This is a genomic window from Ruegeria sp. Ofav3-42 (assembly GCF_022347725.1).
GTDB lineage: Bacteria > Pseudomonadota > Alphaproteobacteria > Rhodobacterales > Rhodobacteraceae > Ruegeria.
Genome location: NZ_JAKRGB010000017.1, coordinates 65469 through 92397 on the forward strand (window position 1 = coordinate 65469; position 26929 = coordinate 92397).

Consider the following 26929-nt stretch of genomic DNA (forward strand, 5'->3'; position numbering starts at 1 on the left):
TTTCTCCCTTGCTTCGGCCTGATTATTGCGCGGCCTTCAGGCCTTGCCACAGTTCCAGGTACTTCTCGCGGTTTTCATCGGAGACCGGGCGCTGGAACTGCACACGGGCCACAACGGCGGGATCGCCCAGAACGCGTTTGTTGAAAGCATCGTCCGGTAGGGCATCTGCGGCTTTTGCATTTGCCGATGCAGGGGCGCCGCTTTCGGCCCATTTCACGTAGAACTCCGGGTCAATCATCCAATTGATAAAGGCGTGTGCTGCCTCTTTCTTGGTTGAGGTTTCAGGGATGGACAGCCCGTCAAGCCAACCGATCGCGCCTTCTTCGGGGACGACGAACTGTACCGGCAATCCAGATGCCATCGATCTGCTTGCAGACCCGGACCAGAAGGTTGCAACGTCCAGGTCACCGGCGGCCATGAACTGGTTCCAGTCGTTTTCCGAGCCCCAGTAGGTTTTGATCTGCGGCATCAACGCGGCCAGCTTGGCCTCAATGGCATCGAGATCCTGAATGTCGTTGATGTCCTGACCGGTGGCGATTGCCGCGAACTGAACCGCCTCCAGCGCATCGTCGCGGATCGACACTTTGCCTTCATGTGCTGAATCCCAGAACACTTCGATCGACGTTGGCATTTCGCTGAACTCATTGGTGTTCACCGCGAACGACGTCAGGCCCCAGGTCCAGGGCACACCGTGCAGGGCGCCACCTGCATTAAGGTCCTGATTTGTAGCCATGTTCTCGGGTACGTCGCCAAAGTTGGCAACAAGCGAGCTGTCGACCGGCCCGATCAATCCTTCGGCCTGTGCCTGAGGGGTGAAGGCTGCGTTGATCAGAACCACGTCATAGGCACCCGGATTGGTCCGCAGCTTTGTCAGCATCTCCTGTTCCGAGTTGAAGTATTCATGAACAACGGTGTGACCAGTGGCTTCGGTAAACGCGGCGATGGCCCAGTCCTGATCAGTGCCATAACCCTGCCAATTCAGAACGCGAATTTCATCAGCCAGAACGACCGTGCCCACGGTTGTCAGGGCAACTGAGGTTGCCAGAAGGATGTGTTTGTTCATTGTCGTCTCCCAGTTGGATGGTCTTCAGCTTCGGTTCTCGATCAACCAGCCTCTTTCTTGCGCAGAGCGTTTTCGACAACCGCTTCGGTCGGGGCAGTCGCCGGTCCTTTTTGTGTGGTCGACAAAGCTGCTGCGGCATTTGCGTAAACGGCAGCTTGTTTTGGCGTTTCGCCGCGTGACAAACAGGCGATGAAACTGCCGATGTGAGTGTCACCGGCCCCATTTGTATCCACGGCCTGAACACGGAAAGGTGGGATATGTTCAAGGGAACCTTGCCGGGCCAGAATGCAGCCCTCTTCGCCCAGACGCACGATGACACCTCCGCCCCTGGGACGTGTTTCGGCGAGAGATTTGGCGGCTTCGGTCGGATCAGCCTGTCCTGTCAAAACCGCTGCTTCCCGCATATTGGCGCTGATCCAGGTTGCTCGGGCCATCGCCGCCTGAAGCGCCTCGCGATTGAGGGAGGCGACGATGGGCGACGGGTCGAAAACCAGATTTTCTATTCTGTCCTCGCCGGTCAGCCATTGGTGTAGTGCCCGACGCGACCCCGCGTAATGCAGGGCATAGCCCGACAACAGCGTCCAGCCGAACTCGTGAAAGCTGATCTGGTTCAGATCTTCGGCAGTTACGTGCCCCTCGGCACCGTCGCTGGCCACGAATGTCCGCTCGCCTTGCGGGTCGATCATCACGGTGCAGCAACCCTGATCGCGGTTCAGATCCTGTGCCCGAAGGAAGGGAATGTTTTCGGTGTTGAGGCCTTCGCGGACAATTTTTGCAAACGGACCAGACCCGATCGAGCCGCCGTAGAACACCATCATGCCAGCGCGTTTCGCGGCGACCATCGCGTTGAAACCACCACCGGGTGTGATGGAGAAGCCTTTGACAATGGCTTCTTCACCCGGTGCGGGTACGGCTTCGACTTCGTAAAGAAGGTCGGCAACGACACCGGACATCTGCAAGAGGCGATTGGTCATCTCGTTGCCTCCGTCGTGTCGTGTGGCGCATCTGCTGATACGCCACGCAGGGTCAACAGTTGTTCAGCCGTCGCTTCGATCGCAAGGTCATTTGCCGAGCGGACAGGGGCAAGCGCGTTAGGATCGATACTCTGGATGCCTGCGCAGGCACCTGCCATCGCTCCGGCAATCGCACCGATTGTGTCTGTGTCGTCGCCTATGTTGGCAGCGATCTGTGCGGCTTTCCAAACATCTCCTTCAGCCATTCGCACTACGCCAAAAGCGGCCGGGACAGACTCATATGATGCAACAGACGTCCCCACTGACTGCGCAAATTCCTCGGTGGAAATACCTTTGTCCGCCAGTTTCAATGCGTCAGTTATCCGTTTACTCATATCCGGTTCACCGGACCGAAAACCGCGTTTCTGCCCTTTCTCGGCAGCATCCAAAGCAGTCTCGATGGCAGCGTCAAAATCAAGCCCATCCACGCCGCGGCTGACAACGGCGGCAACTGCAGCTGCAGCAGCGATTGCCTCACCCGTGTTGTGCGTCATCCGGCAGGCCAGCTCGACGCGGTCCAGAAAATTGTCGGATGGATCATATTTGGTGGCAATTCCGACCGGGGTGATCCGCATCGCGGCCCCGTTCGTCGTGCCATTGCGCCCGGTTTCAAGCGCTGACTCTCCAGCCAGCATCGCGGCCAACGCTGCTTTAGAGGATGGGCCAAGCAAATCGCGCAGACCCCGCGCCCTGACATCGCGCTCCCAATCCAGCAGGTCCTGTGCCCAGAGCGTCTCGTCAAAGCCGTTGTCGTCTTCGACAAGGCGTTTCGCCAGCAAAAACGCCTGCTCAGTGTCATCCGTCACCTGTGCCGCCCCGAGGCCGTGCGAAACAGGATGATCCGGGTAAGGGGCAACATAGTTGGTTATTTCGCCATAGTGCTGAGCGATCTGCGGCCGCGACAAGGTTTGGGACGGCATGCCCAATGCATCCCCGATCGCCATTCCGGCGAGGGCGCCACAGGCGCGATCGTATGCCAAACCTCTATCAGTCAACGTTGTCAAAACTCCATTTGCAGACCGAACAGGTCCGGATCCAGAATGCTTTCGACATATTCCAAGGTTGCCCCATCGGCTGAACGTGTCAGGCGGCAAAGCCGTAACATCGGCTCACCCTTCTCACGCCCCATCACAGCCGCATCCGCCGCGCTGAGGGCAGGCAGCACTCGGGCCCATTCTTTTCCCCCGTCGACGCTCAGCCCGCGAAGCCGCAGAGTTTCCGTCAATGACCCATTCTCAAGGCCGTTCTCCAGGATTTCGGAAAATCCAGGGCGCCAGGCAACGCGACTGCGTTCGAGCGAAACGCCCTGACCGGTTTTCACGCGAAACCGCAAGCGGTCGACGATCAGGAAGTCTGTGTCGGTCAGATCCGGCACGTCATTCAGGTCCATTCCCCCGCGTGCCAGACGCAAGACACGGGTCGCGAGTTCCGTGTCACCGGAGGACAACGCGACGCTCCACCCGGAGCGATCGTCGATGGTTTGGCCGCCAAATGTCACAAATGACCCAATCCCTCGCCGGGTCGTGATCAAGCCTTTGCGGCAGAGGATCTCCAAGCTTTTGCGCACGGTATTCCGACTGACTGAAAACCGTTTGACAAGCTCATTTTCGCTGGCGAGCGGCGTCCCGTTCCCAAGCCCGCCGGACCTGATCTCTTCTTCCAGCTGATGCGCAATTCTGACCGACTTGGATGCTCCGATCAGATCGCTACTTGTTGATTCTTGTTCAAGCTTGTTCATACATGTACCTTATTCGGAATCGAAAAGCTGTCAACAACAACCCGAAGGAGGTTGGCCCAACTGGACCGAGCGTGCATATTTGGGCGTTATGAGGAACAATAACGGAACACAGTCCAGCTTAACGAGCACCTGATCTTTACACAGTTTGCCCTTTCGATTGGAGCGTGTTGTATTGGAACGAGAATTTCTGGCTGTCTGGAGTCTGTCTTACGCTGATCTTGATTTGGTAAACGGCTATCGGCACGCGATGCGGATTGGGCTTGCTGCCCAATTGGCGCATTTTCGGCACTTCGGGTATTTTCCGGTGCAGTTGAAGGATGTGCCACCCTCGGCATTGGATTATCTCGCTCAGCAACTTGGTGAAGATCTCGCGCATGTCCCGAATTACGACATCGCCAGCGACACAGCTCGCCGCCACCGGTTGGAAATTCTGCGCTTTCTTGGCGTTAGCCGTGCCAATGACCGGCATCGCGCCAAGCTGCGCGAAGCACTTGCATCGCAGGTTTCAACTTTGGGCCCCTCCACAGAAGATCTGATTCAATGTGGCTATGAATGGGCCTTGGGCCAATCGGTATTCATCCCGTCCCGAAAGATCATGGAACGCTTGGTGCGATCCGCACAGCATAGTTTTCAAGAAGGGCTTTGTCGCAAACTTTAGCGTGGTTCGAAGCTATCGCTTTGACTGGGCAAAATTACCCTGCGAGCTCTGCGAATTGACGGAATCCGCATGTCGAAGGCCCAAGCTGGCCTTTGCGGATCATGTTGACCTCTTGGATCCCGGCTGCATTGCTCCTGCTTTTGTCAATGGTGATCCGCTTCGGGATGCCATTGTGACAGAGTGCATTGGCGAAGAATTTCTTTGCAGCCTTCGTGTTTCGCTTCGTTGACAGCATGAAATCAAGGGTTTGACCGTCGCGGTCTACAGCGCGGTACAAGTAGACCCATTCGCCGCGAACATTCACATAGGTTTCATCCATGCGCCAAGATTCTGCTGTCTTGATCTTCCTTTTCTGCGCCATCTGAGCGACCTGGGGCGAGTACTTTATCACCCAGCGGTTCAGCGTCGAGTGATCAACCGACACACCACGTTCCGCCATGATCTCTTCCAGGTCGCGGTACGAGACGCCAAATCGAACGTAGAAATAGACCGAAAACAGAATCACCTATTGCGGATAGTGGGCACCTTTAAAGTCGATCATTGGGCATTCCAAGCATCGTCACAGTCAAACCACCAGTTGGATCAAACCACGCCAAGGTGCAACATGTCGGCCAAAGTTTGCGACACATCCAACGCAATATGCTATAGCCAGCAAACCAGCCGTCAATTTGAGTTTAACGCATAGAGCGAAAAAAATGTGCCTGCTTCAAGCAGACGCCCCAGACGAATTATACCGGGGTCGGGTTGATCAACCGCAGACAGTACGAGCACATGCGAGAAATAGTGATCCCAGCCGACTAACCTTACGGATTTCAGGTAGGCATTTTGGGTTCTGTCCAGTTCCAGGAATTCCCGCCAGTACGGGGGAAAATATTGGGATATGTCTCTGTCCCTTATGTCCGGCCGGGGAGACAGAGCGTTTGCACCAGTGAAGATCGAAGGCAGAAACACCTTCGTATCCATGGCCAGATATGCAGCCGAATGTGAATGTGTCACTGTTTTTGCTGTCATGTCACCCAGAACAAGAAGCCTGTCATCACTGTCAAGATATCTGGTCAGTTGCCTTAACTCTGCGACCTCCTCGTCATGGAGCTTCCAGTAGCCAACGAGCCTGTCAGTGCGCAGGAAAGCAACGGTGACCAATATCATCGCCAACACAAGCCCGACGTACCGACTATGGCGGCAATCAACAATGGCAACCCAGAAACAGGCCACCAGAGTGGGAAAGCGGATATGCGTAAAATGTACTTTAAACAATTCTGAAGGAATGCACATGGTCACAACGGCAAGTGCGATTAAGGGAAAAATCCCCCGGCGTTCCACGGCAACTCTGCCACCGGGGAAACGGCTGGCCATGAAGAAAATCATGATAAAAAGAAGCAGCGCGAGGCTTTCAGCCAGGTCGTTGAAGGTAAGCCGGGTATTGACCCCAGTTCCAAGTGGCGATGCCAGCATCGTCAGGAATTCAAGAAGCGTAGTGCTGCTTGATGATGATGTATCGATGCCATTGGCCTGCCCAATTATGTTCAGCAGGTGAATCCCCGGCAAAATGCTGATCAGCAACATGGCGACAAATGCGGACCAAAAGCACCGCGCAAAATCCGTCTCGCGGCGCTTATCCCAAAGAACCTGAAATTCAAGGAAGGTCCAGGCCAGCATCAGAAAGCCGAATGCATAAATATGCATAAAATAAATGGCCAGAGCCAGCGGCGCCAAGATAAGCGTTCTGGGCAGCCGCGCCATGTTGCTGGTCAGAAACCAAACAGCAAGCGCAACCAAAGTGGGGGGGAGCGCAAGAACGAAGTTCTCAAAACCAAATGCAAATGCCGAATGATACATGAAACAGGCGGAAATTACTGGCCAGAGAGACCAGCGTCGCCAGATGCTGGCATGAAGGAATACCGTGGCCAGCATCAGCCCGGTTGTGGCAAATTGGATGAGTATCTTCTGTGTCACTTCGACCGACCAGCAGGCCGGCGCCAGCATGTGGATCCATTCTGCGGTCGCGTTGGGAATTGGCACAAAATTATAGATGTAGTGCTGACCAATTCCTGCCAGCGGGTCCATTGAACATTGCAGCTGGTGACGGGCAAGATGATTGGGCCAGTCGATCAGCCGCGGGGTGTCAAATTGCGCAAGCTGCAGGTTGATCAAGGAAATCGCGATGATTGTCAGTACGACGCAGGCTTTCAGGACCGGGTCGCTCCTGACACCGGAGACGTTATCTTCTGCGGTCATTTTCGGAAAACCAGAAGCTTCTGAACGACAAACATAAGGGCTGCGACCAGAAGCATTGCGCCAAACTGCGCGATCTGATGGGGAAAACCGATGTGATAAAACAGGATATAAAGCGTTGATATCTGCACCAGATACCCAGTCAGATAGGCTATTGCGAACAAGGCTTTACGTGTTCTGCGGGCCTCGGTTGAGCAGAAGGTGAACCGCCGGTGAACGACAAAGGAAAACGGTATCCCGATTGCAAAAACCAGACTTGAGGCCATGACCGGTTCAACACCCAAAGGGGTAACAACAAGATAAAGCCCATAGAGCGTCAGGTTGACCCCAACACCCCCAAGGCCAAAGCGCAGGACCTGCCATAACATTGAATGGGAAAAAATCGACCGCTCATCCGGCATCGTCGCGCACCAGATGAAGGGCTGTTTCAGACATCACAGGCACAAATCCTGCATTCACATAGCTGTGCAGGGCGCGACTGTTTTCCGCTTCGGTCGTGACACGGACCCTGGTTGCCGAGCGCGCGGCCCCTTCGCTCCGGATCGCCTGCAGGAGTTGGCCGGCAATCCCGCGTCCCGGTTCGATAACAGAAAGAAGATCAATCACCAGGGTTTGATCTGTAACACAATAGGTGCAAAAATTGGAGCCGCGCGCCAGGGTTTCCCGACGCCCGGCAAGCGAATTCGTGATCCACAACCTCATGAATTCCTTGGCGAGTTCACTATCGATCATGGAGTCCTGACGGAACCGTTGGAAGACAAATCCTTCAGCATGATGTTTCAGATCATTATCCGACAATTGCAGGCTGCGGTCTGGGATGTCTTCTGGTGGCTCAGAGAGCGGACTGGCCTCCAGTGTGATCAGTGTCGCGACCCGGCGGAAGCCAAGCCGTTCAAAAGCCGCGATCTGATCAAAGCACGCGCTGCTAAGCTTCGCATCCACCATCAGCGCACCGGACTTCTCTTGCAACTCTGCTTGCACGCGCCTGGAATCCGGCCGGACCACCCGCAACACGTCGCGACCAAAGATAGCGCTGTCAAAATCCAGATGCTGAAGCGCGCAACCGGTCATAGCGGTGAAGCCTTCTGTTGCTTTGCCATCAGGATTTCGGTGCTGGAAGAAGGTTTCAGATACTCTCTGACGACGCTGCCTGGGCGGCCCTTCACCTCATCCGATATCCGGCCGATATAAAGGCCGACGACACCGATCATCACCATCTGCACACCACCAAGGAAATAGATCGATACCATCAGGCTTGCCCAGCCTTCGATTGAGTAACCAAAGAACAGCGCCCGCAAGAACACCATCAAACCAGCCGCGAAGGTCAGGAAAATCACCAGCAAGCCAAAATTCAGGGTCATCTCAAGCGGGCGGGTCGAAAAGGACAGGATGATCTGTTTGGCGAACCTGAAACGCTTGCGCAGATCGTAAGAGGGGTTCCCTGAAAAACGTTCGCCATGGGCGGCCTGAATGGCACCGCGCGAATAACCAAGCCAATCGACCAGGCCACCATAGAACCTGCCGGTTTCAGAGAACTGATTGTAGCTTTCCACCACGTCGCGCGAGATGATCGAAAAATTCCCGTGGCGGCCATCGTAATTACCGCCGGTCAGGCGTCTTAGAACGGAATAGAATATCTTCTGACCCAAAAGGTAAAGCCGGCTTTCCGGGCGATCCTGACGTTCTACAAAAACGCAGTCAAATCCCTCCTGCGCCTTGGTGTAAAGATCAGGGATGACTTCGGGGCGATCCTGCAGGTCGCCATCCATGACCACAACCCAGTCGGCGTCTGCACCCGCCAGCCCTGCAGAAATCGCCGGGTGCTGTCCGAAATTTCGCGAAAACCTCAGCCCGCCGACACGGGGGTCGTTCTTTGACTGGCGCCGCAGTTCGGCCCAGGTCTGATCCGTAGACCCGTCATCCACGATCAGGATGGTGAAATCTTCGGTGATCGTGCTGATCGAAGCAATCAGGCGGGTCACAAGTTCTTTGATATTGCCAGCTTCGTTCAGAACCGGTGCAATCGCTGTAATATGGGTCATCCGTTTCGACCCCTACAAAAGCCGGCCATCAAGTTCAATTTCATCCAGAAGCGCACGTGCATCCAGAATATGACGATACCAGTTGACCGTCGAACAGCGGGGGCCATTTTCAATCCGACCCATCTTAAGGGCGTCATAAATCTCTGCCACGGCGTCTTCCAGTGTTTGGGTTGGTTCAAAGCCCAGATCGTTTTCAAGCCGATCAAAGCTGACGCGATAGTTCCGGCGATCCACATCATCCGGGGCCACCTGAAGCTGAACCTGAAAGGGCAGGATTTCCCGGACAATCGCAGCTATTGTCATCACCTGATAATTGCCGCAACCGATGTTATACGCTTTGCCGCCGACGGTTTCCTTGTCACCCACAGCCAGGGCGATCAAACCGCGCGCCACATCTTTCACATGTACCAGCGGACGCCACTGGCGCCCCCCGCCCATGATCGTGATCTGACCCCTTTCAAAGGCGGACAACGTCATCAGGTTCACGACCAGATCAAACCGCATCCGGCGAGACAGGCCGAATACGGTAGCATTTCTCAGCGCGGCAGTGGTGAAGCCGTCATCATTTAAGGACAGGACTTCGGTTTCAGCTTCGTAATTTGAATTTGCATAGACGCTGACCGGGTTGACCGGGCTTTCTTCGGTGCTGATCCCATCCCCGGCCGCGCCATAGACCGAACAGGTCGAGGACATTACAAAGCGCGGCACACCTGCTTCCTTTGCCTTGTGAACCATATGTTTGCGACCCAGGGAATTGATATCCCAGGTCAGTTCCGGCGCCAGATCGCCAGAGGGGTCATTGGAAAGGGCTGCGAGATCAAGAACCGCATCAACGCCATCAAAATCCGCGGCGCTCACATCACGAATATCCTTGCGCATCAGGGTCAGCCGCTCTGGCCTGTGCCCATCCTTCAGCAGCGTCTGCCCAAAAAAGAAGCGATCAAGCGCACGGACACTGGCACCGCGTTCAAGCAATTCATCCGTCAGGACACAGCCAATATAGCCTCCGGCACCGGTCACCAGAAACATCATGCCGCTCAAGTCTTGACTATCGGTCACGCTCTTCTCCTTTTTTGTTTTTATATCAGCGCCGTAATGATCTTTTTAAGCGACGAAACAACATAATCCTGTTCTTCATCCCGCAGGCCCGGGAACAGCGGCAGGCTCAAGGTGCGCTGGCCCCAATCCGACGCGACCGGATAGTCGTCAGGCTGAAAGTCGTATTTTGATGCGTAATAGCCCATCTCATGGACCGCCCGGTAATTTACCGTGGTTCCGACACCCGCAACGTTCAGATCGTGCAGAACCTGATCCCGCAATCCCATTGGTACCGCTATGGGGAAAAGGTGATGGGCCGAAACACAATCAGGCACCCCGGCCAGAAGTTGAATGCCGGCCTGACCATCAAGAGCCTCTCTGTAGCGGGCCACTAGCCGAGTACGTTCAGTCAGCTTTTCCGCGATAATGTCAATCTGCGCGGGAAGCAATGCGGCCAGAAGGTCAGGCAAGTTGGCCTTTACACCAAGGTTATTCATCTCCCAATGACGATACAGCGCGTTTTCAAAACGGCGATCTGCGCCGGCGGACATACCATGCAGCATAGTCTGTTTCAGTCGGGCAAAAAGCGCCTCATCATTGGTGATAACCGCGCCACCTTCGCCACAGGTAACATTTTTCGTGGCATAGAAGGAGAACACCGCCGCATCCGAAAACTCACCGGGGCGGTGACCCCTCAGGGTGCCTTCAAAACAATGGGCGCAGTCTTCCAGCAGACGGATATCCTTACCACAGAGGTCCCGCAGTGCCTCCATATCCACCATCTGTCCGTATAGGTGAACAGGGATGATGGCCCGGGTCTTCGACGTGATTGCCTTTGCGACAGCAGCAAGATCAACCAGCTGTGTTTCCGGGTCAACATCCACAAAGACCGGTTTGGCCTGCAGGATCTCGATGATATTCACGCTGGCAATAAAAGTCATCGCCGGCACGATCACCTCATCGCCAGGGCCGATGCCCATCGCCAGCAGCGTTGCTATGGCGCCATTTGTCCAGCTGTTCGTCAGTTTTGCGCCTGCCACGCCAAAAAAATCGCACAACCGGGCTTCGACCTGTCGGCCAACCCCGGCGGAGGTCAGAAAAGGCGTCGCCAAAACATCCGCGATGGGCCCGGCGTCATCAGCCCTCAACCCATGGCGGAAAAAGGGAACCCCGGATTTCGTTTCCATGGATACAACTTTCTCTAATCTGATCGATGATAAAGGGATCTTTTGATTTTGATCTTTTCCCAATATGCGGACCGGATGTTAAAGAATGGCCGTGTCCCCCGCAACTTAAATGACCGCTCTTTCTCATCCGTCGGACCATTTGTGCAACATGTATAACCGCCCCTTGCGCAAGAGGTAATTTTGAAGCTGTTGCTGACGCGGAGCCGAACGCATGGCCGAAGAAGCCAGATCTCGACGAACCTGACCTGAAATCATTCCAAAACCGTCGGCGGGCTGGCACCGCAACAGACGAGGAGTCTCCAGATGCAACACGCAATGGCAGAGTTTACGCCCGATCCTCTCAATTCTGACGAGCACGACCTGCCTTCCCCTCTTCCGGACACAACAACCATCCATGATGGTCATGACCGTTGGGAAGATGAACGGTTCTGTCGCAAACGCTGCCCCACCTGCCAGATTGAACGCAGTTCTGTTAACGCGTGCTGGGACATTACAGGAGCAGGCCGTGACGATCTCATTTAAGGCCACGCATTTTCCGAAAGACGTGATCTTGCACGCGGTTTTCTTCTACCTGCGCTATTGGTGTTTCCTACCGTGACCTGGAGGAAGTCATGGCGGAACGCGGCGTTGATCGGGATCATGCAACACTGAACCGCTGGGTCAGTCGATATGCTGGTCTCATTGCTGAAGCAGCGCGGTATAGAAAGCGTCCCGCAGACCGTTCGTAGCGTATGGATGAAACCTATGTGAAAGTGAAAGGCGAATGGGTCTATCTTTACCGAGCGATCGACAAACACGGCAAGACGCTGGATTTCATGTTGTCCGAGCGCCGGAACAAGGCCGCTGCGACGAAGTTCTTCGCCCGCGCTCTCGAGGTGAACGGATTGCCACGCAAGATCGTTATCGACAAAAGTGGTGCCAATACAGCTGGCATCAAGGCAATCAACAAGATGCTCAAAAGTTTTGGCTGCCCGATCCCGATCGAAATGGTCAGGCGGAAATACCTCAATAACATCATTGAACAGGATCACCGTTTCATCAAACGAAAGATCAGGCCCATGCTGGGCTTCAAATCTTTCGCTTCAGCCGCATCTGTCCTAGCAGGCATAGAACTGGTCAACATGATCCGCAAAGGTCAATTCACGCCCGGACTCCGTCCGTTTCAGCAGTTCGCCCAACTGGCAGGGTAAACTGCTCACCAAATCCACTGATGCTCTGCAATCTAATAAGTATGCGACAGAACCAGCACAACCACGTCGCATAAAAGTGAATTGGGTTTATAGCGCTCTTTTTTTATGTTTTTTGCGCATTACTAGTTACTCCGATTTTTGCGCAGAGAGCCCTCTGATGTCGTCGAAACCTAAAGCCACAGAATGCGCTCTAGGTTTCGAACCGAAACTAGCTTAAGCGGTGTGCAATTTGCTTAACCAACTCTTGGACATCCTCTTCAGAGACTCCTTTCAACCGTATGCGAATACGCACCTCGTCCGACGACAACTCTGCCAGCACATCCCCACCGCCTGGCAAGCTTACTGGTGGCAAAGGTTTGACTTGTTTAGGGCGCCCTCCCCGTGAATTACTCTTGTTTGGCGATGGTGCTGCATTCATCGCACTTTCTAAGATTGCCCATTCGGACTTGGGATCCAGAGCTTCCGCTTCAGCCAAGGCTTGCCGAAGCTGCGCTTGCGCACCTCCCCTCAATGCTGAAGCCAGTTTCAATCCAGCTTTTTCCGATAGCGCAACAGGATGCTGCAATAAGTCCCCAAGCGCTTCATGAACAACCGCAAAGCTACGTACTTTCGATCGCTTGGCTTTAGACGCCGCAGCAAAGAGAACATCTACGGCAGCTTCAGTCGTATCAAATATCCCCTGCCCTACAGCCAAAACCGCGATGCGCCCGCGCTCGTAAGGGCTAAGGTTAGAGCGCAGCTCGTTTTCTTCGACCATTGATACGTAGGCACCCTGCCCCGAACCCGATTCTCGCACAAATGCAGGAATTGTCGAAAACCTCGGGTCGTTTTCCGAAAGCCGGCGAAATGCATCTAAGCGCCGAAATCCCGAGATCAGACCGTATCCATCGCCGTCGCGCGTAACCTCAATGGGTGTTCGCAATCCGTGAACACGCAGCGACTCGAGAAGTTCAGACATGGCCTCTTCGTCTTCGACCATCCGATCTCTGCGGATAAACTCAGCGTCAATCTGGTTAATCGGCAGCATCTCGGCAACTAGACCGGCTTCTTGCGCATCTCGCCAAAGTGCCGCGTCGCCTTGGTCCTGAGCCAATGCAACGCGATCCGTTACAGACGCCATTCCATTCAGCGTTGCTGCTTCGGCAGCAACCTGGGCGATTGGCGGTGTAGTCGCAGAGGCTTCAAATGGATTCAAAGCCGGTTTCGCCGCGAAACCGGCTTCCAGTTCTTCCAAATCTGCAGTGTTTGGTGCTGTCAACCTTCTGCGCTTAGCCATCTACCTGCCCTCCCATTTGGGCGTCCCGCCACCAACATCCTATCAATACCTCTTTGAACTCCGCGTAAGTGCGATCAAAGGTTTCCCGACCACGTACATAGGTGTCGCGGTTGAAATCACGGTAGTCCGCCTCATAAATCCCGTTGACCTGCTCACCGGCCTGCCCCACCAACGCGGTGAAATCCTGCCTGTAGGCATTCATGAAATCACCAAAATAGGCTTGGATGACGTTAGCCATATCTGTCTGTTGGCTCGCATCAAATCGAGTAATAATGGCTCGGACCACGTCCCATTCAAACTTTAGCTCGGGTAATCCAGCGGCTCGCTGCGCAGCGTTTTCGCCGTCTTCGATGCTCGCAAAGGTCGTATAAAGCATATCGAAGAACCGACCGGTTGAATCAAACTCCAGAAAAGAGGCGCCCAATGGCACCAAGAGAATATCAGCGGCCGCCAAGGCGTTGATCGTTAGGTACCCAAGTGCAGGAGGCGTATCAATGAAAACGACATCATAGTCGTTAAGCACACCTTCATCTTCCAGAAAATTGGTGAGCCCATCCCAAAGCGGCCAGCTTCGAAGCCCCATACGCCACACCGGTATCTGAAATTCTGCCCAGTACAGGTTCAACTGCGCACCAATTAGATCGATATTGGGCCAATGCGTTTTCTGGATAACGTCACTAGGTTGAGTGTTCAGTGCTTCCTGCAACGTCTCGTCCAGAGGGATTTCGGGTTGCCCCCCTACCTGCCGTACGCGGTTTTCCTCTTGCACAGCCCGCGCGTAGTCCTTGGCAATGAGTGGAAAGACAGTCTGCCATTCATCCGCGACAGATCCCCCGAGAATAGAAGTCATCGATCCTTGGCTATCCAGGTCTATGACGAGGACCTTATATCCATCCAATGCCGCAGACATTGCGAGATGGGCGGCTGTTGACGTCTTTCCCACGCCACCCTTGAAATTCGCAACAGAAACGACCTTGGCGGGCAACCCTTCCGGTCGATAAGGCAAGTATTCTTTGGTGCTGACACCCTCCGCGGCAAAATACTTCCTGAGTGTTAACACTTCGTCTAGGGTAAACCACTTGGATCCGGCTTCACCTTCGCCCTGTGGCAGTTCTGGATTGGCCTTGAGGACACGCCTCAGATGGGCCGGCGCAACCGGTATCAGGTACTTTGTGATTTCCCAGATCGAAAAACGCCGTAATCTCTTTTCCCCGTCTGGCGCATATCCTCGACGTGCCAAGTCTTCACGTCCTTTGGCGCAGAACGTCGCTGCTTTCGCGAATCGTGAAGTGCCGATAGGATCTGGCAACTTTGCCGCTGCACTTTCTGGATCGAGATTTAGATACGGGGGTAGGGGAGGTTGGTTGGTTTTGTTCACTGTCGATGCCTCAGCTAATGTTCGCCTTACCGGCGTATATCGGGCAATGTAGCGAACATTACTTTGCGAAGCTATCCTGTGAATGAGAGTTTTCCACAGAAATTGCGCCTCAAGCATGGTTTCGCCACGAAACTAGCAAAAAATGGAAAAGAACAAGCACCAAACAGTTTAATCTTTTTATATAGTTTAGATTCTTTGCGAGAAATATAACGTTTAAAAACAACAGTTAAAGTCCCTACGGGGACCCGGATACAGGCCGAAAGGTGCCTGAGTTCGGGATCTAAGGTACCCAGATACAGGTTCAATAGCGCCGAACTTCGGGAAGAAGGGCCCCGATTCTCAGGACATCAAGTTTCGAGGCATTTCAGGCTCTAATTTTGACTTTCGTAGGCACAAACCGTTCGCTGATTCGTTAGTTAGGATTCCCAAATGGACTCTTTCTGGGGATAACTCTGTTCAGCAATCGCTTAGGTACCCAAATGCGGGTTGGACCTAATCCCGTATATTGGTACCCAATAAAGATTGAACTATAGGTACCTTTCGTGCCAAGAATCAGAAAACGAGCAGCCAGGCAGAATCATGCCGGATACAGAACTTAACATGGATCAGCTCTCCGGGGCTTTGCGCCGGGAAACGGTCAAGAAGAATGTCGCCGCGATTCACATCAGCGGCAAGCTGACTCTTTTGCAACGTAAACTATCGAATGTTTTGTTGCTCAACGCATACGACGCTTTAACTTCGGCCCCAACACATACCATCGATGCGCGGACATTGGCGATGATGGTCGGGTATAACTCCAACGACTTTGACACGCTGCGAGCCAGTCTTCGAGCACTGGCCGAAACCGTTGCTGAGTGGGACATGTTGGATGAACAAGGTCGCCAGGAATGGGGCGTCTCGTCGCTGCTTAGTTTTGCCAAGTTGAAGAATGGCGTGTGTGAATACGCGTATTCACCGGCCTTGGCGCAAAAGTTGTATGATCCCAAAATCTACGCGTTGATAAACGTCCAGATTCAGCGGAACTTCAGTTCCGGTCATGGATTAGCGCTTTACGAAAACTGCTATCGGTTTGTGCGGACCGGGTCTACGGGTTGGTGGGCGCTGGACGTATTTAGAAAGCTCATGGGCGTTGATGGCAGCGACTACTATAGCAGCTTCAAGCACCTGAATGCCAAGATAATCAAGCCTGCGGTCGCCGAGGTGAACAAGAGCTCTGACATACTCATTGAGCCTGAATTTCAGAAAAAGGGACGAACTGTTACAGACATTCGCTTTCTTATCAAAGGAAATCCGCAGAAAGCGATGTTTGAAATTGACGATAGCGATGGTGTTCGGAACCTGCCGATCTACAAGACACTGCGGAAACAGGGTGTTTCAGATCGGCTTGCGCGTCAGTGGATATCGGAGCACGGAGAGGACTACGTTCAACAAAAGCTGGACTATGTAAACCGGCAGGAGGGGGTGAAGTCGGCGTTGGGCTATTTGTCGGCGGCTATGCGGGATGATTACCTTGCGGCCAAAAATGAGCCTGAGGTTGCACCGAGTCCTGAAGCTGTGGAGGCGGCACAAATCCGGGATGCCGAAAAGCAAAAGCAAGACAGGGAATACGAAGCGCGGGCGGCAGAACGTACCGAGCGGGCCAGAAAACTGGCAGTTGTGGAAGAGCTGGTTTCGCGGCGAAACCCTACTCAAAGAGATGCAGATAAGCGGTTGTTCGTGTCAGGGCTCGATAATGATCTCGACCGTGAGCACTTTAGAGCTCACGGTTGGCGATCGGGTCTAAACGCAACAAAAATATTCGAATTTTGGGAGGAACTGGAACCAGACGCATTCACATAGTATCATTCAGTAAGGACCGGAAAAATGTCACTCTATCTCTATCGATTTTTCATAGCCGACTTGAGTGCATCCCCAAGAGCACTGTGATGTGCATTCTTGTCAGATTTTGCGTATTGTGGGCTTTTTCCTTTTGCCGCATAGGGGCGTTTTTCAGGAGCATTTGATTCACGATCTCGGCGCCCCGAAGCTCCACCATCCTTTCGCATGGTTAGCCCAATACGCTTACGTTGTACATCTACCTCAACAACGGTCACTTTGACAACTTGTCCTGCTTTAACCACCTCATGCGGATCTTTGATAAATCGATCGGCAAGCTGGCTGACATGGACCAGACCGTCCTGATGCACACCAATATCGACAAAGGCGCCAAATGCAGCAACGTTGGTGATCGTACCTTCCAACACCATCCCGGGCTTCAAATCGGTAATTTCTTCGACCCCATCGGTGAATGATGCGGTCACGAAACTGGGGCGCGGATCCCGACCCGGTTTCTCCAACTCCGAGAAAATGTCCAACACAGTTGGAAGGCCAAAGTTCTCATCCACGAAACGTTCTGCTTGCAGACCCTTCAACGCGCCATCATGACCCATGATTTGGCGAATATCGCGACCACAGGCTGATACGATCCGTTGGGCTACGTCATAGGCCTCGGGGTGCACCGAAGACGCATCCAACGGTTCCGAGCCATCACGTATCCGCAAAAAACCCGCGCATTGTTCGTAGGCACGGGGACCCAGACGCGCGACCTTCAAAAGCTCTTTTCGGGACCCAAAAGCACCATTCAAATCCCTGTGCGTGACAATAGCCTCGGCCAACCCGGGGCCAAGGCCAGAGACGTGCGAGAGTAGGGGGGCAGAGGCCGTGTTCAAGTCTACGCCCACCGCATTCACAACGTCCTCGATGACCGAGGCCAGTGACTGCGACAAGCGATGCTGGTCGACATCATGTTGATATTGCCCAACACCGATGGATTTGGGTTCGATCTTTACCAGCTCGGCCAATGGGTCCTGCAGGCGCCGCGCAATCGATACAGCCCCGCGAAGCGAGACATCTAGATCCGGGAATTCACGCGCGGCCAGTTCTGAAGCCGAGTATACAGACGCCCCGGCTTCGGACACGACAACCTTGGTGGGTGCCGTGACGGTCTTGGGCAGCAGCTTCAGAGTATCGGAAACCACCTTTTCGGTTTCGCGACTTGCCGTGCCGTTGCCAATGGCGATCAGTTCGATTTTATGAGCCGAGATCAGATTCAGGATAGCTGCCTGCGCGCCGTGCAGGTCCTTTTTGGGCTGAAAGGGGTACAGCGTATCCGTCGCAACTACTTTGCCGGTTGCATCAACGACAGCGGCTTTGACACCGGTGCGGATTCCCGGGTCCAAACCCAGAGTTGGACGCGCGCCAGCCGGCGCATCAAATAGTAAGTCTTTGAGATTGCGTGAAAAAACTTGAATAGCCTCTTCCTGAGACCGACTGCGTAGATCTGCCATCAATTCGACCATCATCGACAGAGAGAGCTTTACTCGCCAGGTCCAGCCAGCGGCTTTGCGCAGCCAGGCATCTCCGGGCGCATCGCTGCGGGTTTGCAGATGGGCTGCAACGATGGCTTCAGCTCGCGCGGCACCAGCATCGGGTTCAGGAGCGATGTCCAACGTCACGATGCCTTCTTTCGACGCGCGCAACATGGCCAACGCGCGGTGAGATGGCGTTTTGGCCCAGAGCTCGGAGTGTTCGAAGTAGTCGCTGAATTTCGCACCTTCCTGTTCCTTGCCGTCAATCACTTTCGAGGTCAGCAAAGCTTCGCGTTGCATAAACGAGCGCAGCTCTCCCAGAAGGGAGGCGTTTTCGGTCAGCCGCTCGGTGATTATGTCCCGCGCGCCATTCAGTGCGTCCTTCGTCGTTGGAACCGCTTCGGCGACATAAGTCTGGGCCAACTCTTCGGGATCAGCAGAACGGTTTGCCAGAATGGCGTCCGCTAGTGGCTCCAACCCGTTCTCACGCGCAATCATCGCCTTGGTGCGACGCTTGGGTTTGTAGGGCAGATAGATGTCTTCCAACTGGGCTTTGGTATCCGCCTGCGCGATGGATTTTGCCAAATCATCCGTTAACTTGCCCTGATCCTTGATCGAGCTCAGGATCGTCTCGCGACGGGCGTCCAATTCACGCAAATATGTCAGGCGGTCCGACAAAGTCCTAAGTTGCGTGTCGTCCAACCCTCCTGTCACCTCTTTGCGGTAGCGGGCCACGAAGGGAACAGTGGCCCCTTCGTCCAGAAGCTTGACCGCGGCACCGACCTGTTCGGGGCGGGCGTTGATTTCGGTGGCGATGGTGCGGGCGATGCGGTCCAAGGGGGCCTCCTGAATTCAGTTGGGAGGAACTTCTTAGCCAGCCGAATCGCAGAGGGAAAGGGCAGATCGCAAACGCAAGCCCAGTTCGGCCAAATCCAGCAAGTCATCGTGCGGGGTTTTCGCGATCTCGACATAACTGCGGGACATTTTTCGCGCACGCGTCGCATGTCTGTGGATCTCGCGCGTGGTTAACAATGTCCGCAATCGTCGCCGCTTTTTCCGGATCAATACCGGACTTGGTCGGACTTGAATGGCTGAGATCCCTGATGTCTGCTAGTGTCATTTTGGCCACGTCGATCAAGCCGTGCTTCACCCTTGCCTGAGGGTAGACAAGGGATCGCGTGGCAATGCGGACAATCGAAACCCGGGATCCACTGAGCCAGGTGGTTAGCCCTGAGATTCTGCCTGTAAATAGGCGATCACGTCGGCGATATCCTTGGCGTTTCTGAGGCCAGAGAACTGCATTCTGTTTCCGGGAATGGCACCTTTGGGATCAGCCAGAAACGCGGCAAGAGTTTCGGTTGTCCAGACCGTGCGGGACTGTCGCAAGGGGGCAGAGTATCCGTAACCGGGGGTCTGGCCAGCAGCCGATCCGATAACGCCGTGAAGCGACGGGCCAACTTCGTGCAATCCTTGCTTCAGCTGATGACAGGCCCTGCACTTGCGAAACACTTTCTTGCCCGCTTTGACGTCGCCATTTACTGCGGCCACAGCAGTCGGAGCGACTGGTGCAATGCTGGTTTGGCTGCTATCCGCGTTGAAGATCAACCGCGCTGTGACCGGAACAGTCCTGGTGATACCGGGCAGGTTGGCCAGTTCCATCAGCCTGTCAACGCCCGCATTGACGCCAGCGTCTTCCGTACTGATGAACACCATGTCGTTGGTGGATACCATCACCGAAGTCTCGGACAGGCGGACGACAAACACCTCAGCGTCAAATTCGACATTTGTGCCGACCAGAGACAAAACGGCCTCAACATCGATTGCTGTGGTTTGACCTACGCCAAGGGTCGAAATTTCACCCATGTCAAATTCTGCAGTAAGCGAAGCGGTTCCTGCATTGCGGAATACGTGCGCGATCATCCGTTCGTTGCGAATGTCGACACTCGTCTCGACTGAGGACAGGTCGATCTCGATTTCGGCTTTACCGTCCGGGCCGACGTGTCCCGAGAGTATTGTGAAGGAATTGACCTCTCCAACAGTGTCTTTCTTGATTGTGCCGTAGGCCAGATGCGACCCTTCCGGGGCCAATGTCCAACTGTCGGCCAACGTTTGGGTTGCAACAATTGCCGACGCAATCGTGACTGCCTTCAACAGAAGTTTCATTTCATTCCTCCAACATATGTGTCAGTTCAGACCACGCGGGCCCGGTCCGTGAATGACAAACACACACAGGTCGCGATTTATTCGATGAGTGTTGAAATGAGCTCCGAACAGGCCGTGCGCGGCGCGATCCAGACGCATTCGAAACGTGTCTGGCGGTTTGGGCTTGCCTTGTCCGGGGCGTCTGATGTTGCAGACGACCTTTTGCAATCCACATGTTTGCGCGCGCTGGAGCGTCACCATCAGGTAACCTCGCATGATAGGCTGGACAGTTGGCTGATGACGATCTGCCGCTCAATCTGGTTGAATGAGGTGCGGGCGCGTTCGGTGCGCAAGGCGCAGGCGCTGTCTGTTACACCCGAGGCGGAATTAATTGCGTCCGGACCGGATTCAGAAACGAATATTTTCGCCGCTGAAGTGTTTACACAAGTGATGCAGTTGCCAGAGGCGCAGCGGGAAACGGTTATGCTTGTGTTCGTCGAAGGGTACAGCTACCGCGAAGCCGCCGCGTTGCTGGAAGTGCCGATTGGGACTATCATGAGCCGGTTGTCCAACGCCCGGCAGAAACTGAAAAACGTGATGCAGCATGATGCGGCAGACGCCGTTCGACGGAGTGGCAAATGAAGTTTTCCGACGAGACGCTCAGGGCGTATCTGGAAGGCAATGCGGATGCGACCGAGGCTGCCGCTATCGAAGCGGCGATCGAAACCGACGCAGATCTGGAACAGCGCCTGATGGCATTGGATCCGTTTGCGCCGGTCGTGCAGTCGGTGTTCGAGAATATTCCCGCCAAAGCGCCGCAGTTGGATTTACCGAAATCGGCAGCGGCCAGTCCAGTCCGACTTTCAGGTGGGCCGTGGCGTTTGCTGGCGGTGGCGGCGTCAGTTGCCGTTGTGGCCGTGTCTGCCACATTCTGGGCGACACGCCCGCAGCCGATGGGCTGGGCCGAGCAGGCGGCAATCTACCAGTCGCTGTATTCTCCGGACACGATCGCTTCTCTGGACAACGCGCCGGATGCCCTTGACGCTCAGTTCGCGCAGGCCGAGGCGCAATTGGGCCGATCCCTGAACCGGGACACGCTTGAAGCATTGCCAGGGCTGGAGTTAAAGCGTGCGCAGGTTTTGTCGTTCAAAGGCAAGCCGTTGATTCAGGTGGTTTTTGCGGATGATCAAGGCCAACCTTTGGCCTTTTGCATTATCCGGCAAGGCGAAAGTGCCCCTGCGAAGGACGTAAAACATTCGGCTCTTAGCGGTCTGGCCACCGCGACATGGGCGCAGGGCGGCTATGGATACATGCTGATTGGCAGCAGCGAGCAGACCGATCTGAACGAACCGCTGGACATCCTGACCACAACTTTCACTGGTTGATGGTCCTGCGTGCCGAAAACGTCTTGTGAACTGTTCGAAACATCCGAATTATAGAGGGCATGACGTCGAAACCAGTGATGCCGGATCCGGATGAGGACGCCGATGCGGTCGGTCCTCCCAGTATATATGATACCGACCCGCCCGAGGATGATGATCTTTGGTTTCTACCTCCGGATGAGGATGTTCCACAGGGAGACTTTCTGCTGCCCGGCCCGAAGGTCGACCGGCGACAGTTGTTCGACCCGCGGGAGTGGCGTGCGGCGCAGTCCGAGTTGTCTTATGAGTTAGCTGAATTGGCGGCCACCTTCGGCGCCCTGGATGAGCGGCTGCGCGCAGGCCCGGACGGTTGGGGACATCGTCTGGCATTGATGGATGTGTCCGATCTGGGCTGGTGGACAGGTGACCGGATCAGCGTCGACAGGCTGGCACTGTGGACAGGATTGCGGATCGGGGCGACCGGGGACGACGTTCAGGCGTTGTTTCGTGCTGGCTGGGCCGTCCGCCGCCTGACCGCAGGCGCGGGCCCGTCGGATGGCGGTTGGGAAACCGGGCTAACGGCGTTTTTGGATCGCTTGGCGCAGGGGATCGAAGATACTCCCGATACTGTTGCAGATCTGGCTGAGGTTATGCGCAACGCGGAAGGATTGCATCCCGTCACGCAGGCCGCGATCGGATTTCACGCGTGGCGTGCATTATCCGAGGGCATCGGGCAGGACACCGAAGCCGCGATCATTGCCGCCCGCCATGCCGCTACAATGGGTCGGGGTGGGGCGATCTTTATGCCACTGGCGTTGTCGGGGCCGGGTGCTTTGCGCGGTGTTGGCACTCCTGAAGAAAAGCTTTCGGTCTGGATCAGAGGGGCAGGACAAGCCGCTCTGGCCGCGTTGCTGCATCTGGATCGGGTCGGTGCCTGGGATCAACGCGCCCGAGAGGCGATAAGCGATCTGAGTGGCCGAACGCCCCCGCGCCTTATCGACGTTCTGACCGCATGGCCCATGGTGTCGGCGCCTCTCGCCGAAGAATTGACACAGGCCTCACGCGCAGCCGTGCAGCGCAACATCGACAAGTTCATGAACCGCAGTCTGATCCGCGAGGTGACAGGGCAGGGGCGTTATCGGGTCTGGACCGCAGCGCTTTAGTCTGTGGTTCAATTGCGGAAAGCGCCGTTTGGATAGCTCGGATCTGTCGCAAAGTCTTCGGTGGACTAAAAATGTACATCCGATATACCGTTCACTCCTTCTGAGTTGCATAAGTAAAGGCCCAAAGCCGCGATATCCATAGGCGCTGACGCCAGAAACGTTTTGAGCATATCAGGTCGTTTGAGCCCTCCTGTTTCCAGGCTGAAAAGGGCTATTCAGGATTTGTCGATAGGCCTGGCTTGCACGAATTGTGCAGTAGCCCCGGCGCGAAGCGAGCGTGTTTGGGCACGCAGTTCAATAATGGGGGGCGCGTGAATTCCTGCTATCAACACCCTGGGTCGGCACTGTGAAGCTCGTTGCATATGAAACCAAGTCGACTTATGATTTCGTATGCAACTAGATTCCTTCTTTCCCTATCGTCTCGCCGTGGCGTCCGAAGCGTTCTCTCGCAAGCTCACCGAGGTATACCACCGCGAATTTGGGCTATCGCGAGAAGAATGGCGCCTGCTTTTTTTGCTCGCCAACGCCAAAAGCCTGACTTCCTTGGAACTGACGCAACGCACAACTCTGGATAAGGTTCAGGTCAGCAGGGCGGCGCAGAGGCTTGACGACAAAGGTCTGATAACCCGCGCGACTTCTGAAGAAGATCGCCGGATCAGGGTATTTCATTGTACTCCGGAAGGTCTTCGACAGTTCAAAAAGCTGCTGCCGCAAGTCGAAGCTTGCGCGCAAGGTATGCTGAACTCAATGTCGGCTGAAGACCGAGCGGCGCTGGATCAGGGCGTTACCGCGCTTCTCAAGGCCGCGACGGAGAATTAAAAACCCTTTCGGTTTTTTTTAAGCCAGTCTGGCGCAATTCGAACCGTCCGGTGGTGCGGGTCGGACGGCGTAAATTGGTCGTGACATATCCTTCAGGTGGCGTCGGGCTGGTTTTCAGGACGGGCAGCGGCGAATGCAGGCAATGCCAATGCGCGTTCCTCAATCTCAAGAAGCCGGGCGAACGGGGTCATGTCTACGCCCCATCGATGTGCATTATACAGCTGCGCGATCAGGCAGATATCCGCAAGGTCCGGACTGTCGCCAAAGCTAAAGGCGCTACCACCCGGCAAAAGTGCCTGATAGGCATGAAACCCTTCGGTCATCCAATGCCGGAACCACTCGATCCCGTCCTCGGCTGAAAACCCGTAACGGGACTTCAGATGCGCGATGACCTTAAGATTATTCACCGGATGAATGTCCAACGCGATGGTATGGGCCGCGGCCCGTACCCGAGCACGCTGGAGCTGATTTTCCGGCAGAAACAGAGGTTCCGGTATTGTGGCATCGAGATAATCGATGATGGCAAGCGATTGCGTCAGCACTTCTCCGTTATCCAGCACCAGTGTCGGCACGCCCTTTCCGGGGTTCAGCGCGACATAGTCCGGCGCGCGCTGCTCTCCGGCAACCAGATTGATCGGTACCGTTTCGTAGGAGACACCCTTGAGATTCAGAGCGATCCGAACCCGGTAAGAGGTCGTGGATCGCCAATAGCTGTATAGTTTCATGACTCGCTTGTTTTTTATCTACCACTTCAGACCCAGCTGATCAGCGACTTGGCGCCGAAAACCCAACCGGCGCGGAAAGCCGTTCACGCTGGCTTGTTGAGTTCTTTCGCATGCAGCCAATCGGCATGTTTCGGAGCTTTTTTAGTCTTCGACCAATCCTCCAGCATCAGCCATTTCACTTCGTCCATACGTTTCAGCATCGCTTCCTCTTCCGGGTCCGGGCAGGCCAGTTCGATGCGATGGCCGGACGGGTCGAAGAAGTAGATGGAATGGAAAATCGAATGATCGGTCACGCCCAGCACCTCGACGCCATTGGCTTCCAGATGGTCCTTGAACTGAATCAGCGTTTCGCGATCCTTCACCTTGAAGGCGATGTGCTGCACCCAGACAGGGGTGTTTGGGTCCCGGCCCATCTCTGGTTTTGTCGGCAATTCAAAGAAGGCGAGCACGTTGCCGTCCCCGGCATCCAAAAACAGGTGCATGTAAGGGTCAGGTTCGTGCGTTGAGGGGACATGATCCTCAGCAATAGCCAGGATGAAGTCCATATTCAGCATCTTTCCATACCATTCGACCGTCTCTTTTGCGTCTTTGCAACGGTAAGCGACGTGATGGATCTTCTCGATTTTCATCGGTTTCTCCTTTTCGAACATGCAGTTTTCAAGATCGAGGCGACGGAGGGCCGCCCCGATCTTTCACATCAATCCCACCAGCCAGAGCGACAGAGAGGGCACCAAGATGAGCAAGGTCAGCCGCAGGACATCGGCGATCCAGAAGGGCAGCACACCACGGAAGATGGTTCCAAGCGAGACGTCCTGCAGCACGCCCTTCAACACGAAGACGTTCATGCCGACCGGTGGTGTGATCAGGCTGATTTCAGTGGCCACGACGACGACAATGGCAAACCAGATCAGCGCGTTTTCCGGGTCCAGCAGCAGTTCGTTTGCGAACTCAAGTTCGAACATTAGCGGGTAGAAGACCGGCACCGTTAGCAAGATCATCGACAGGCTTTCCAGCACGCAGCCAAGCACCATGTAGGTGACGATGATGAACAGGATGACAGCCCAGACCGGCAGTTCGTTATCGATGACGAAGCCCGACAGCCCATCCGGTAACCCGGCATAGTTGATGAAGTTGGTGAATAGCTCGGCACCGATGATAACGGCAAAGATCATCGCCGTGGCCCGGATCGAGTCCAGCGTCGCCGTGAAAAACCCGCGCCAGGTCATTGTTCGCAGCGCAAGGGCGATCAGCACCGCAGCGCCGGAACCCATCCCGGCTGCCTCGGTCGGGGTGAAGAAGCCACCATAGATACCGACCATTATGAAGAGGAATAGCCCCAACACACAGAAGACGCCGACGACATCGGTTCGACTCATTGGTTCGGTGTTTTCCTCTTCCGGAGCCAACGCGGGATTTACCCGTACAGCAACCATGACCGCGCCAAGATAAAGCAGCACGCCGATGATACCGGGCACAATTCCAGCGATGAACAGCTTGGCAATATTGGTTTCGGTCAACAGGCCGTAGATGATGAGGATCACTGAGGGTGGGATCAGGATGCCAAGCGTTCCGCCAGCGGCAATGGACCCCGTGGCGAGACGGTCATCGTACCCAAAGCGGCGCATGGAGGGCATCGCAACTTTCGACATCGTGGCAGCCGTAGCCAGTGACGAGCCGCAGACCGCTGAGAAGCCACCGCAGGAAAAGACTGAGGCCATGGCAAGCCCGCCGCGCAATCTGCCGAAAAGCCGATCTGCACCTGCGAACAATCCGTGTGCCACACCAGAGCCAGCCAACACATTGCCCATGAAGATGAACAGGGGAATGACAGAAAGGCTGTAGGACAAGGACGTGTCAAAGGCCACCTGACCGGTCATTGCCCAGGCCGGTTCCCACCCGCGCATGAAGGCAAATCCGAAACCACCCACGGCCGCCATTGCAAATGCGATTGGCACGCGCAGAAGGATCAGACCCAGAAGGATCGCGAAACCGATCAGAGATTCAATCATGGCGCGCTCTCCAGGTGGTCTTTGTCAGTTTCGTGTTCGACAGGTGGTTGCAAGCCGCGCAGGAAGGCGATGAAGGCGGAAATCATGCAGGAGGCGCCAGCCAGGTAGCCAAATGGTGCCAGCGGAATTTCCAACGCATTTGTCACCGCGCCGTCATGGGCTGCCTTGGCTGCATGGGTGAAAAGCCGCCAGGCGAAAGTGGCCAATAAAGCAGCAGAGAACAGGCCCGCGAAGGCGGCTAGAAACCGTTGTGTTTTCCGCCCAAGCGCCAGGTTCAGCAGGTCAACTTCGACGTGCTCGCGGCGTTCGGTCGTTAGTGGCAAGGCCAGAAAGACAAGCGCTGCCAGCAGAATTTCAGTGAGCTCGAAAGCGCCAGACAGCGGCGCATTGAACAAATAGCGCCCGACCACATCCACACAGGTGATGAGAACGAGGCTGAACAGGATCAAAGCGGCTCCGACACCCAGCGACCGGTCGAGCAGCAGCCCGATGTCCAGCCCCTCTTCAGGGGGCTGGTCGGGAAAACGATGACGAAGCCGTTCCAT

The 26929-nt window shown here is 55.1% G+C and carries 24 protein-coding genes and 2 pseudogenes; 7 read left to right on the plus strand and 19 right to left on the minus strand.

Annotated features, from left to right (window positions below):
• Nucleotides 1-22: 22 nt before the first annotated feature.
• Genes MHN28_RS20375 through MHN28_RS20390 form a run of 4 tightly spaced genes read right to left on the minus strand, consistent with a single transcriptional unit; the run spans nucleotide 23 to nucleotide 3814 of the window.
• Nucleotides 23-1063 carry a PotD/PotF family extracellular solute-binding protein gene (locus tag MHN28_RS20375; protein WP_239344403.1) on the minus strand — a complete coding sequence of 347 codons (1041 nt, stop codon included), beginning with the start codon at nucleotides 1061-1063 and terminating at the stop codon, nucleotides 23-25.
• Nucleotides 1064-1104: 41 nt separating this feature from the next.
• Complete coding sequence (locus MHN28_RS20380) at nucleotides 1105-2037, minus strand: PfkB family carbohydrate kinase (RefSeq protein WP_239344404.1); 933 nt, start codon at nucleotides 2035-2037, stop codon at nucleotides 1105-1107.
• Nucleotides 2034-3080: an ADP-ribosylglycohydrolase family protein gene (locus tag MHN28_RS20385; protein WP_370645769.1), complete on the minus strand. Its 1047-nt coding sequence runs from the start codon at nucleotides 3078-3080 to the stop codon at nucleotides 2034-2036. Before MHN28_RS20385 ends, MHN28_RS20380 begins: the two co-directional genes overlap by 4 nt.
• A complete protein-coding gene (locus tag MHN28_RS20390) occupies nucleotides 3077-3814 on the minus strand; it encodes a GntR family transcriptional regulator (protein WP_239344406.1) in 738 nt (245 codons plus the stop codon). Before MHN28_RS20390 ends, MHN28_RS20385 begins: the two co-directional genes overlap by 4 nt.
• A gap of 172 nt (nucleotides 3815-3986) precedes the next feature.
• Here MHN28_RS20390 and MHN28_RS20395 point away from each other — a divergent pair, with 172 nt between their 5' ends.
• On the plus strand, nucleotides 3987-4472 hold the full coding sequence (locus MHN28_RS20395) for a DUF4158 domain-containing protein (protein WP_239344407.1): 486 nt from the start codon (nucleotides 3987-3989) through the stop codon (nucleotides 4470-4472).
• A gap of 91 nt (nucleotides 4473-4563) precedes the next feature.
• On the opposite strand, the pseudogene MHN28_RS20400 reads toward MHN28_RS20395, so the two are convergent.
• The 7 genes and pseudogenes from MHN28_RS20400 to MHN28_RS20430 form a co-directional block, all read right to left on the minus strand.
• Nucleotides 4564-4977, minus strand: a pseudogene (locus MHN28_RS20400) (IS6 family transposase); the annotation flags it as partial.
• Nucleotides 4978-5135: 158 nt separating this feature from the next.
• Nucleotides 5136-6710 carry a hypothetical protein gene (locus MHN28_RS20405; RefSeq protein WP_239344409.1) on the minus strand — a complete coding sequence of 525 codons (1575 nt, stop codon included), beginning with the start codon at nucleotides 6708-6710 and terminating at the stop codon, nucleotides 5136-5138.
• The gene (locus tag MHN28_RS20410) at nucleotides 6707-7108 is read right to left on the minus strand and encodes a GtrA family protein (protein WP_239344410.1); all 402 of its coding nucleotides are present in this window, start codon (nucleotides 7106-7108) and stop codon (nucleotides 6707-6709) included. The genes MHN28_RS20405 and MHN28_RS20410 overlap by 4 nt, the downstream gene beginning before the upstream one ends.
• Nucleotides 7098-7778 (minus strand): GNAT family N-acetyltransferase, encoded by a 681-nt coding sequence (locus MHN28_RS20415; protein ID WP_239344411.1) that lies wholly within the window; start codon nucleotides 7776-7778, stop codon nucleotides 7098-7100. Before MHN28_RS20415 ends, MHN28_RS20410 begins: the two co-directional genes overlap by 11 nt.
• Complete coding sequence (locus MHN28_RS20420; RefSeq protein WP_239344412.1) at nucleotides 7775-8749, minus strand: glycosyltransferase family 2 protein; 975 nt, start codon at nucleotides 8747-8749, stop codon at nucleotides 7775-7777. Before MHN28_RS20420 ends, MHN28_RS20415 begins: the two co-directional genes overlap by 4 nt.
• Nucleotides 8750-8761: 12 nt before the next feature.
• Nucleotides 8762-9808, minus strand: a complete 1047-nt coding sequence (locus MHN28_RS20425; protein ID WP_239344413.1) for an SDR family oxidoreductase — start codon at nucleotides 9806-9808, stop codon at nucleotides 8762-8764.
• A 20-nt stretch (nucleotides 9809-9828) separates the two neighbouring features.
• Entirely contained in the window at nucleotides 9829-10974 is a 1146-nt protein-coding gene (locus MHN28_RS20430; protein ID WP_239344414.1) for a DegT/DnrJ/EryC1/StrS aminotransferase family protein, read from the minus strand.
• A 505-nt stretch (nucleotides 10975-11479) separates the two neighbouring features.
• Between MHN28_RS20430 and MHN28_RS20435 the strand changes: the two are divergent.
• Nucleotides 11480-12164, plus strand: a pseudogene (locus MHN28_RS20435) (IS6 family transposase).
• A gap of 208 nt (nucleotides 12165-12372) precedes the next feature.
• On the opposite strand, the gene MHN28_RS20440 reads toward MHN28_RS20435, so the two are convergent.
• On the minus strand, nucleotides 12373-13440 hold the full coding sequence (locus tag MHN28_RS20440) for a ParB/RepB/Spo0J family partition protein (RefSeq protein ID WP_239344415.1): 1068 nt from the start codon (nucleotides 13438-13440) through the stop codon (nucleotides 12373-12375).
• Complete coding sequence (locus MHN28_RS20445; protein WP_255733461.1) at nucleotides 13433-14935, minus strand: AAA family ATPase; 1503 nt, start codon at nucleotides 14933-14935, stop codon at nucleotides 13433-13435. Before MHN28_RS20445 ends, MHN28_RS20440 begins: the two co-directional genes overlap by 8 nt.
• Nucleotides 14936-15397: 462 nt before the next feature.
• Between MHN28_RS20445 and MHN28_RS20450 the strand changes: the two genes are divergently transcribed.
• Entirely contained in the window at nucleotides 15398-16657 is a 1260-nt protein-coding gene (locus MHN28_RS20450; RefSeq protein WP_239344416.1) for a replication initiation protein, read from the plus strand.
• Between the two features lie 38 nt (nucleotides 16658-16695).
• On the opposite strand, the gene MHN28_RS20455 is transcribed toward MHN28_RS20450, so the two are convergent.
• Both MHN28_RS20455 and MHN28_RS20460 read right to left on the minus strand, forming a co-directional pair.
• Nucleotides 16696-19002, minus strand: coding sequence for a Tex family protein (locus MHN28_RS20455; RefSeq protein WP_239344417.1), 2307 nt, complete (start codon nucleotides 19000-19002; stop codon nucleotides 16696-16698).
• 387 nt (nucleotides 19003-19389) lie between these two features.
• Nucleotides 19390-20328 carry a cytochrome c family protein gene (locus MHN28_RS20460; protein ID WP_239344418.1) on the minus strand — a complete coding sequence of 313 codons (939 nt, stop codon included), beginning with the start codon at nucleotides 20326-20328 and terminating at the stop codon, nucleotides 19390-19392.
• A gap of 96 nt (nucleotides 20329-20424) precedes the next feature.
• On the opposite strand from MHN28_RS20460, the gene MHN28_RS20465 reads away from it, so the two are divergent.
• From MHN28_RS20465 to MHN28_RS20480, 4 genes are all read left to right on the plus strand, one after another.
• On the plus strand, nucleotides 20425-20949 hold the full coding sequence (locus MHN28_RS20465; protein ID WP_239344419.1) for an RNA polymerase sigma factor: 525 nt from the start codon (nucleotides 20425-20427) through the stop codon (nucleotides 20947-20949).
• The gene (locus MHN28_RS20470; RefSeq protein ID WP_239344420.1) at nucleotides 20946-21692 is read left to right on the plus strand and encodes a hypothetical protein; all 747 of its coding nucleotides are present in this window, start codon (nucleotides 20946-20948) and stop codon (nucleotides 21690-21692) included. Before MHN28_RS20465 ends, MHN28_RS20470 begins: the two co-directional genes overlap by 4 nt.
• A 59-nt stretch (nucleotides 21693-21751) precedes the next feature.
• Complete coding sequence (locus MHN28_RS20475) at nucleotides 21752-22831, plus strand: helix-turn-helix domain-containing protein (protein WP_239344421.1); 1080 nt, start codon at nucleotides 21752-21754, stop codon at nucleotides 22829-22831.
• 390 nt (nucleotides 22832-23221) lie between these two features.
• Nucleotides 23222-23650 carry a MarR family winged helix-turn-helix transcriptional regulator gene (locus tag MHN28_RS20480; protein ID WP_239344422.1) on the plus strand — a complete coding sequence of 143 codons (429 nt, stop codon included), beginning with the start codon at nucleotides 23222-23224 and terminating at the stop codon, nucleotides 23648-23650.
• Nucleotides 23651-23742: 92 nt separating this feature from the next.
• Here MHN28_RS20480 and maiA read toward each other — a convergent pair whose 3' ends face one another.
• From maiA to MHN28_RS20500, 4 genes are all read right to left on the minus strand, one after another.
• Nucleotides 23743-24375: a maleylacetoacetate isomerase gene (gene maiA / locus MHN28_RS20485; RefSeq protein WP_239344423.1), complete on the minus strand. Its 633-nt coding sequence runs from the start codon at nucleotides 24373-24375 to the stop codon at nucleotides 23743-23745.
• Nucleotides 24376-24458: 83 nt separating this feature from the next.
• Nucleotides 24459-25004, minus strand: a complete 546-nt coding sequence (locus tag MHN28_RS20490; protein ID WP_239344424.1) for a VOC family protein — start codon at nucleotides 25002-25004, stop codon at nucleotides 24459-24461.
• A 63-nt stretch (nucleotides 25005-25067) separates the two neighbouring features.
• Nucleotides 25068-26384: a TRAP transporter large permease gene (locus MHN28_RS20495; RefSeq protein ID WP_239344425.1), complete on the minus strand. Its 1317-nt coding sequence runs from the start codon at nucleotides 26382-26384 to the stop codon at nucleotides 25068-25070.
• Nucleotides 26381-26929: a TRAP transporter small permease gene (locus MHN28_RS20500; protein WP_239344426.1), complete on the minus strand. Its 549-nt coding sequence runs from the start codon at nucleotides 26927-26929 to the stop codon at nucleotides 26381-26383. The genes MHN28_RS20495 and MHN28_RS20500 overlap by 4 nt, the downstream gene beginning before the upstream one ends.

Coding starts and splice junctions, on each gene's coding strand:
- MHN28_RS20475 (WP_239344421.1), top strand. CDS start 21,752: ATGACGTCGAAACCAGTGATGCCGGATCCGGATGAGGACGCCGATGCG.
- MHN28_RS20405 (WP_239344409.1), bottom strand. CDS start 6,710: ATGACCGCAGAAGATAACGTCTCCGGTGTCAGGAGCGACCCGGTCCTG.
- MHN28_RS20415 (WP_239344411.1), bottom strand. CDS start 7,778: ATGACCGGTTGCGCGCTTCAGCATCTGGATTTTGACAGCGCTATCTTT.
- MHN28_RS20450 (WP_239344416.1), top strand. CDS start 15,398: ATGCCGGATACAGAACTTAACATGGATCAGCTCTCCGGGGCTTTGCGC.
- MHN28_RS20445 (WP_255733461.1), bottom strand. CDS start 14,935: ATGCTTGAGGCGCAATTTCTGTGGAAAACTCTCATTCACAGGATAGCT.
- MHN28_RS20375 (WP_239344403.1), bottom strand. CDS start 1,063: ATGAACAAACACATCCTTCTGGCAACCTCAGTTGCCCTGACAACCGTG.
- MHN28_RS20390 (WP_239344406.1), bottom strand. CDS start 3,814: ATGAACAAGCTTGAACAAGAATCAACAAGTAGCGATCTGATCGGAGCA.
- MHN28_RS20410 (WP_239344410.1), bottom strand. CDS start 7,108: ATGCCGGATGAGCGGTCGATTTTTTCCCATTCAATGTTATGGCAGGTC.
- MHN28_RS20420 (WP_239344412.1), bottom strand. CDS start 8,749: ATGACCCATATTACAGCGATTGCACCGGTTCTGAACGAAGCTGGCAAT.
- MHN28_RS20460 (WP_239344418.1), bottom strand. CDS start 20,328: ATGAAACTTCTGTTGAAGGCAGTCACGATTGCGTCGGCAATTGTTGCA.
- maiA (WP_239344423.1), bottom strand. CDS start 24,375: ATGAAACTATACAGCTATTGGCGATCCACGACCTCTTACCGGGTTCGG.
- MHN28_RS20490 (WP_239344424.1), bottom strand. CDS start 25,004: ATGAAAATCGAGAAGATCCATCACGTCGCTTACCGTTGCAAAGACGCA.
- MHN28_RS20500 (WP_239344426.1), bottom strand. CDS start 26,929: ATGGAACGGCTTCGTCATCGTTTTCCCGACCAGCCCCCTGAAGAGGGG.
- MHN28_RS20495 (WP_239344425.1), bottom strand. CDS start 26,384: ATGATTGAATCTCTGATCGGTTTCGCGATCCTTCTGGGTCTGATCCTT.
- MHN28_RS20465 (WP_239344419.1), top strand. CDS start 20,425: ATGAGCTCCGAACAGGCCGTGCGCGGCGCGATCCAGACGCATTCGAAA.
- MHN28_RS20430 (WP_239344414.1), bottom strand. CDS start 10,974: ATGGAAACGAAATCCGGGGTTCCCTTTTTCCGCCATGGGTTGAGGGCT.
- MHN28_RS20440 (WP_239344415.1), bottom strand. CDS start 13,440: ATGGCTAAGCGCAGAAGGTTGACAGCACCAAACACTGCAGATTTGGAA.
- MHN28_RS20380 (WP_239344404.1), bottom strand. CDS start 2,037: ATGACCAATCGCCTCTTGCAGATGTCCGGTGTCGTTGCCGACCTTCTT.
- MHN28_RS20480 (WP_239344422.1), top strand. CDS start 23,222: ATGCAACTAGATTCCTTCTTTCCCTATCGTCTCGCCGTGGCGTCCGAA.
- MHN28_RS20470 (WP_239344420.1), top strand. CDS start 20,946: ATGAAGTTTTCCGACGAGACGCTCAGGGCGTATCTGGAAGGCAATGCG.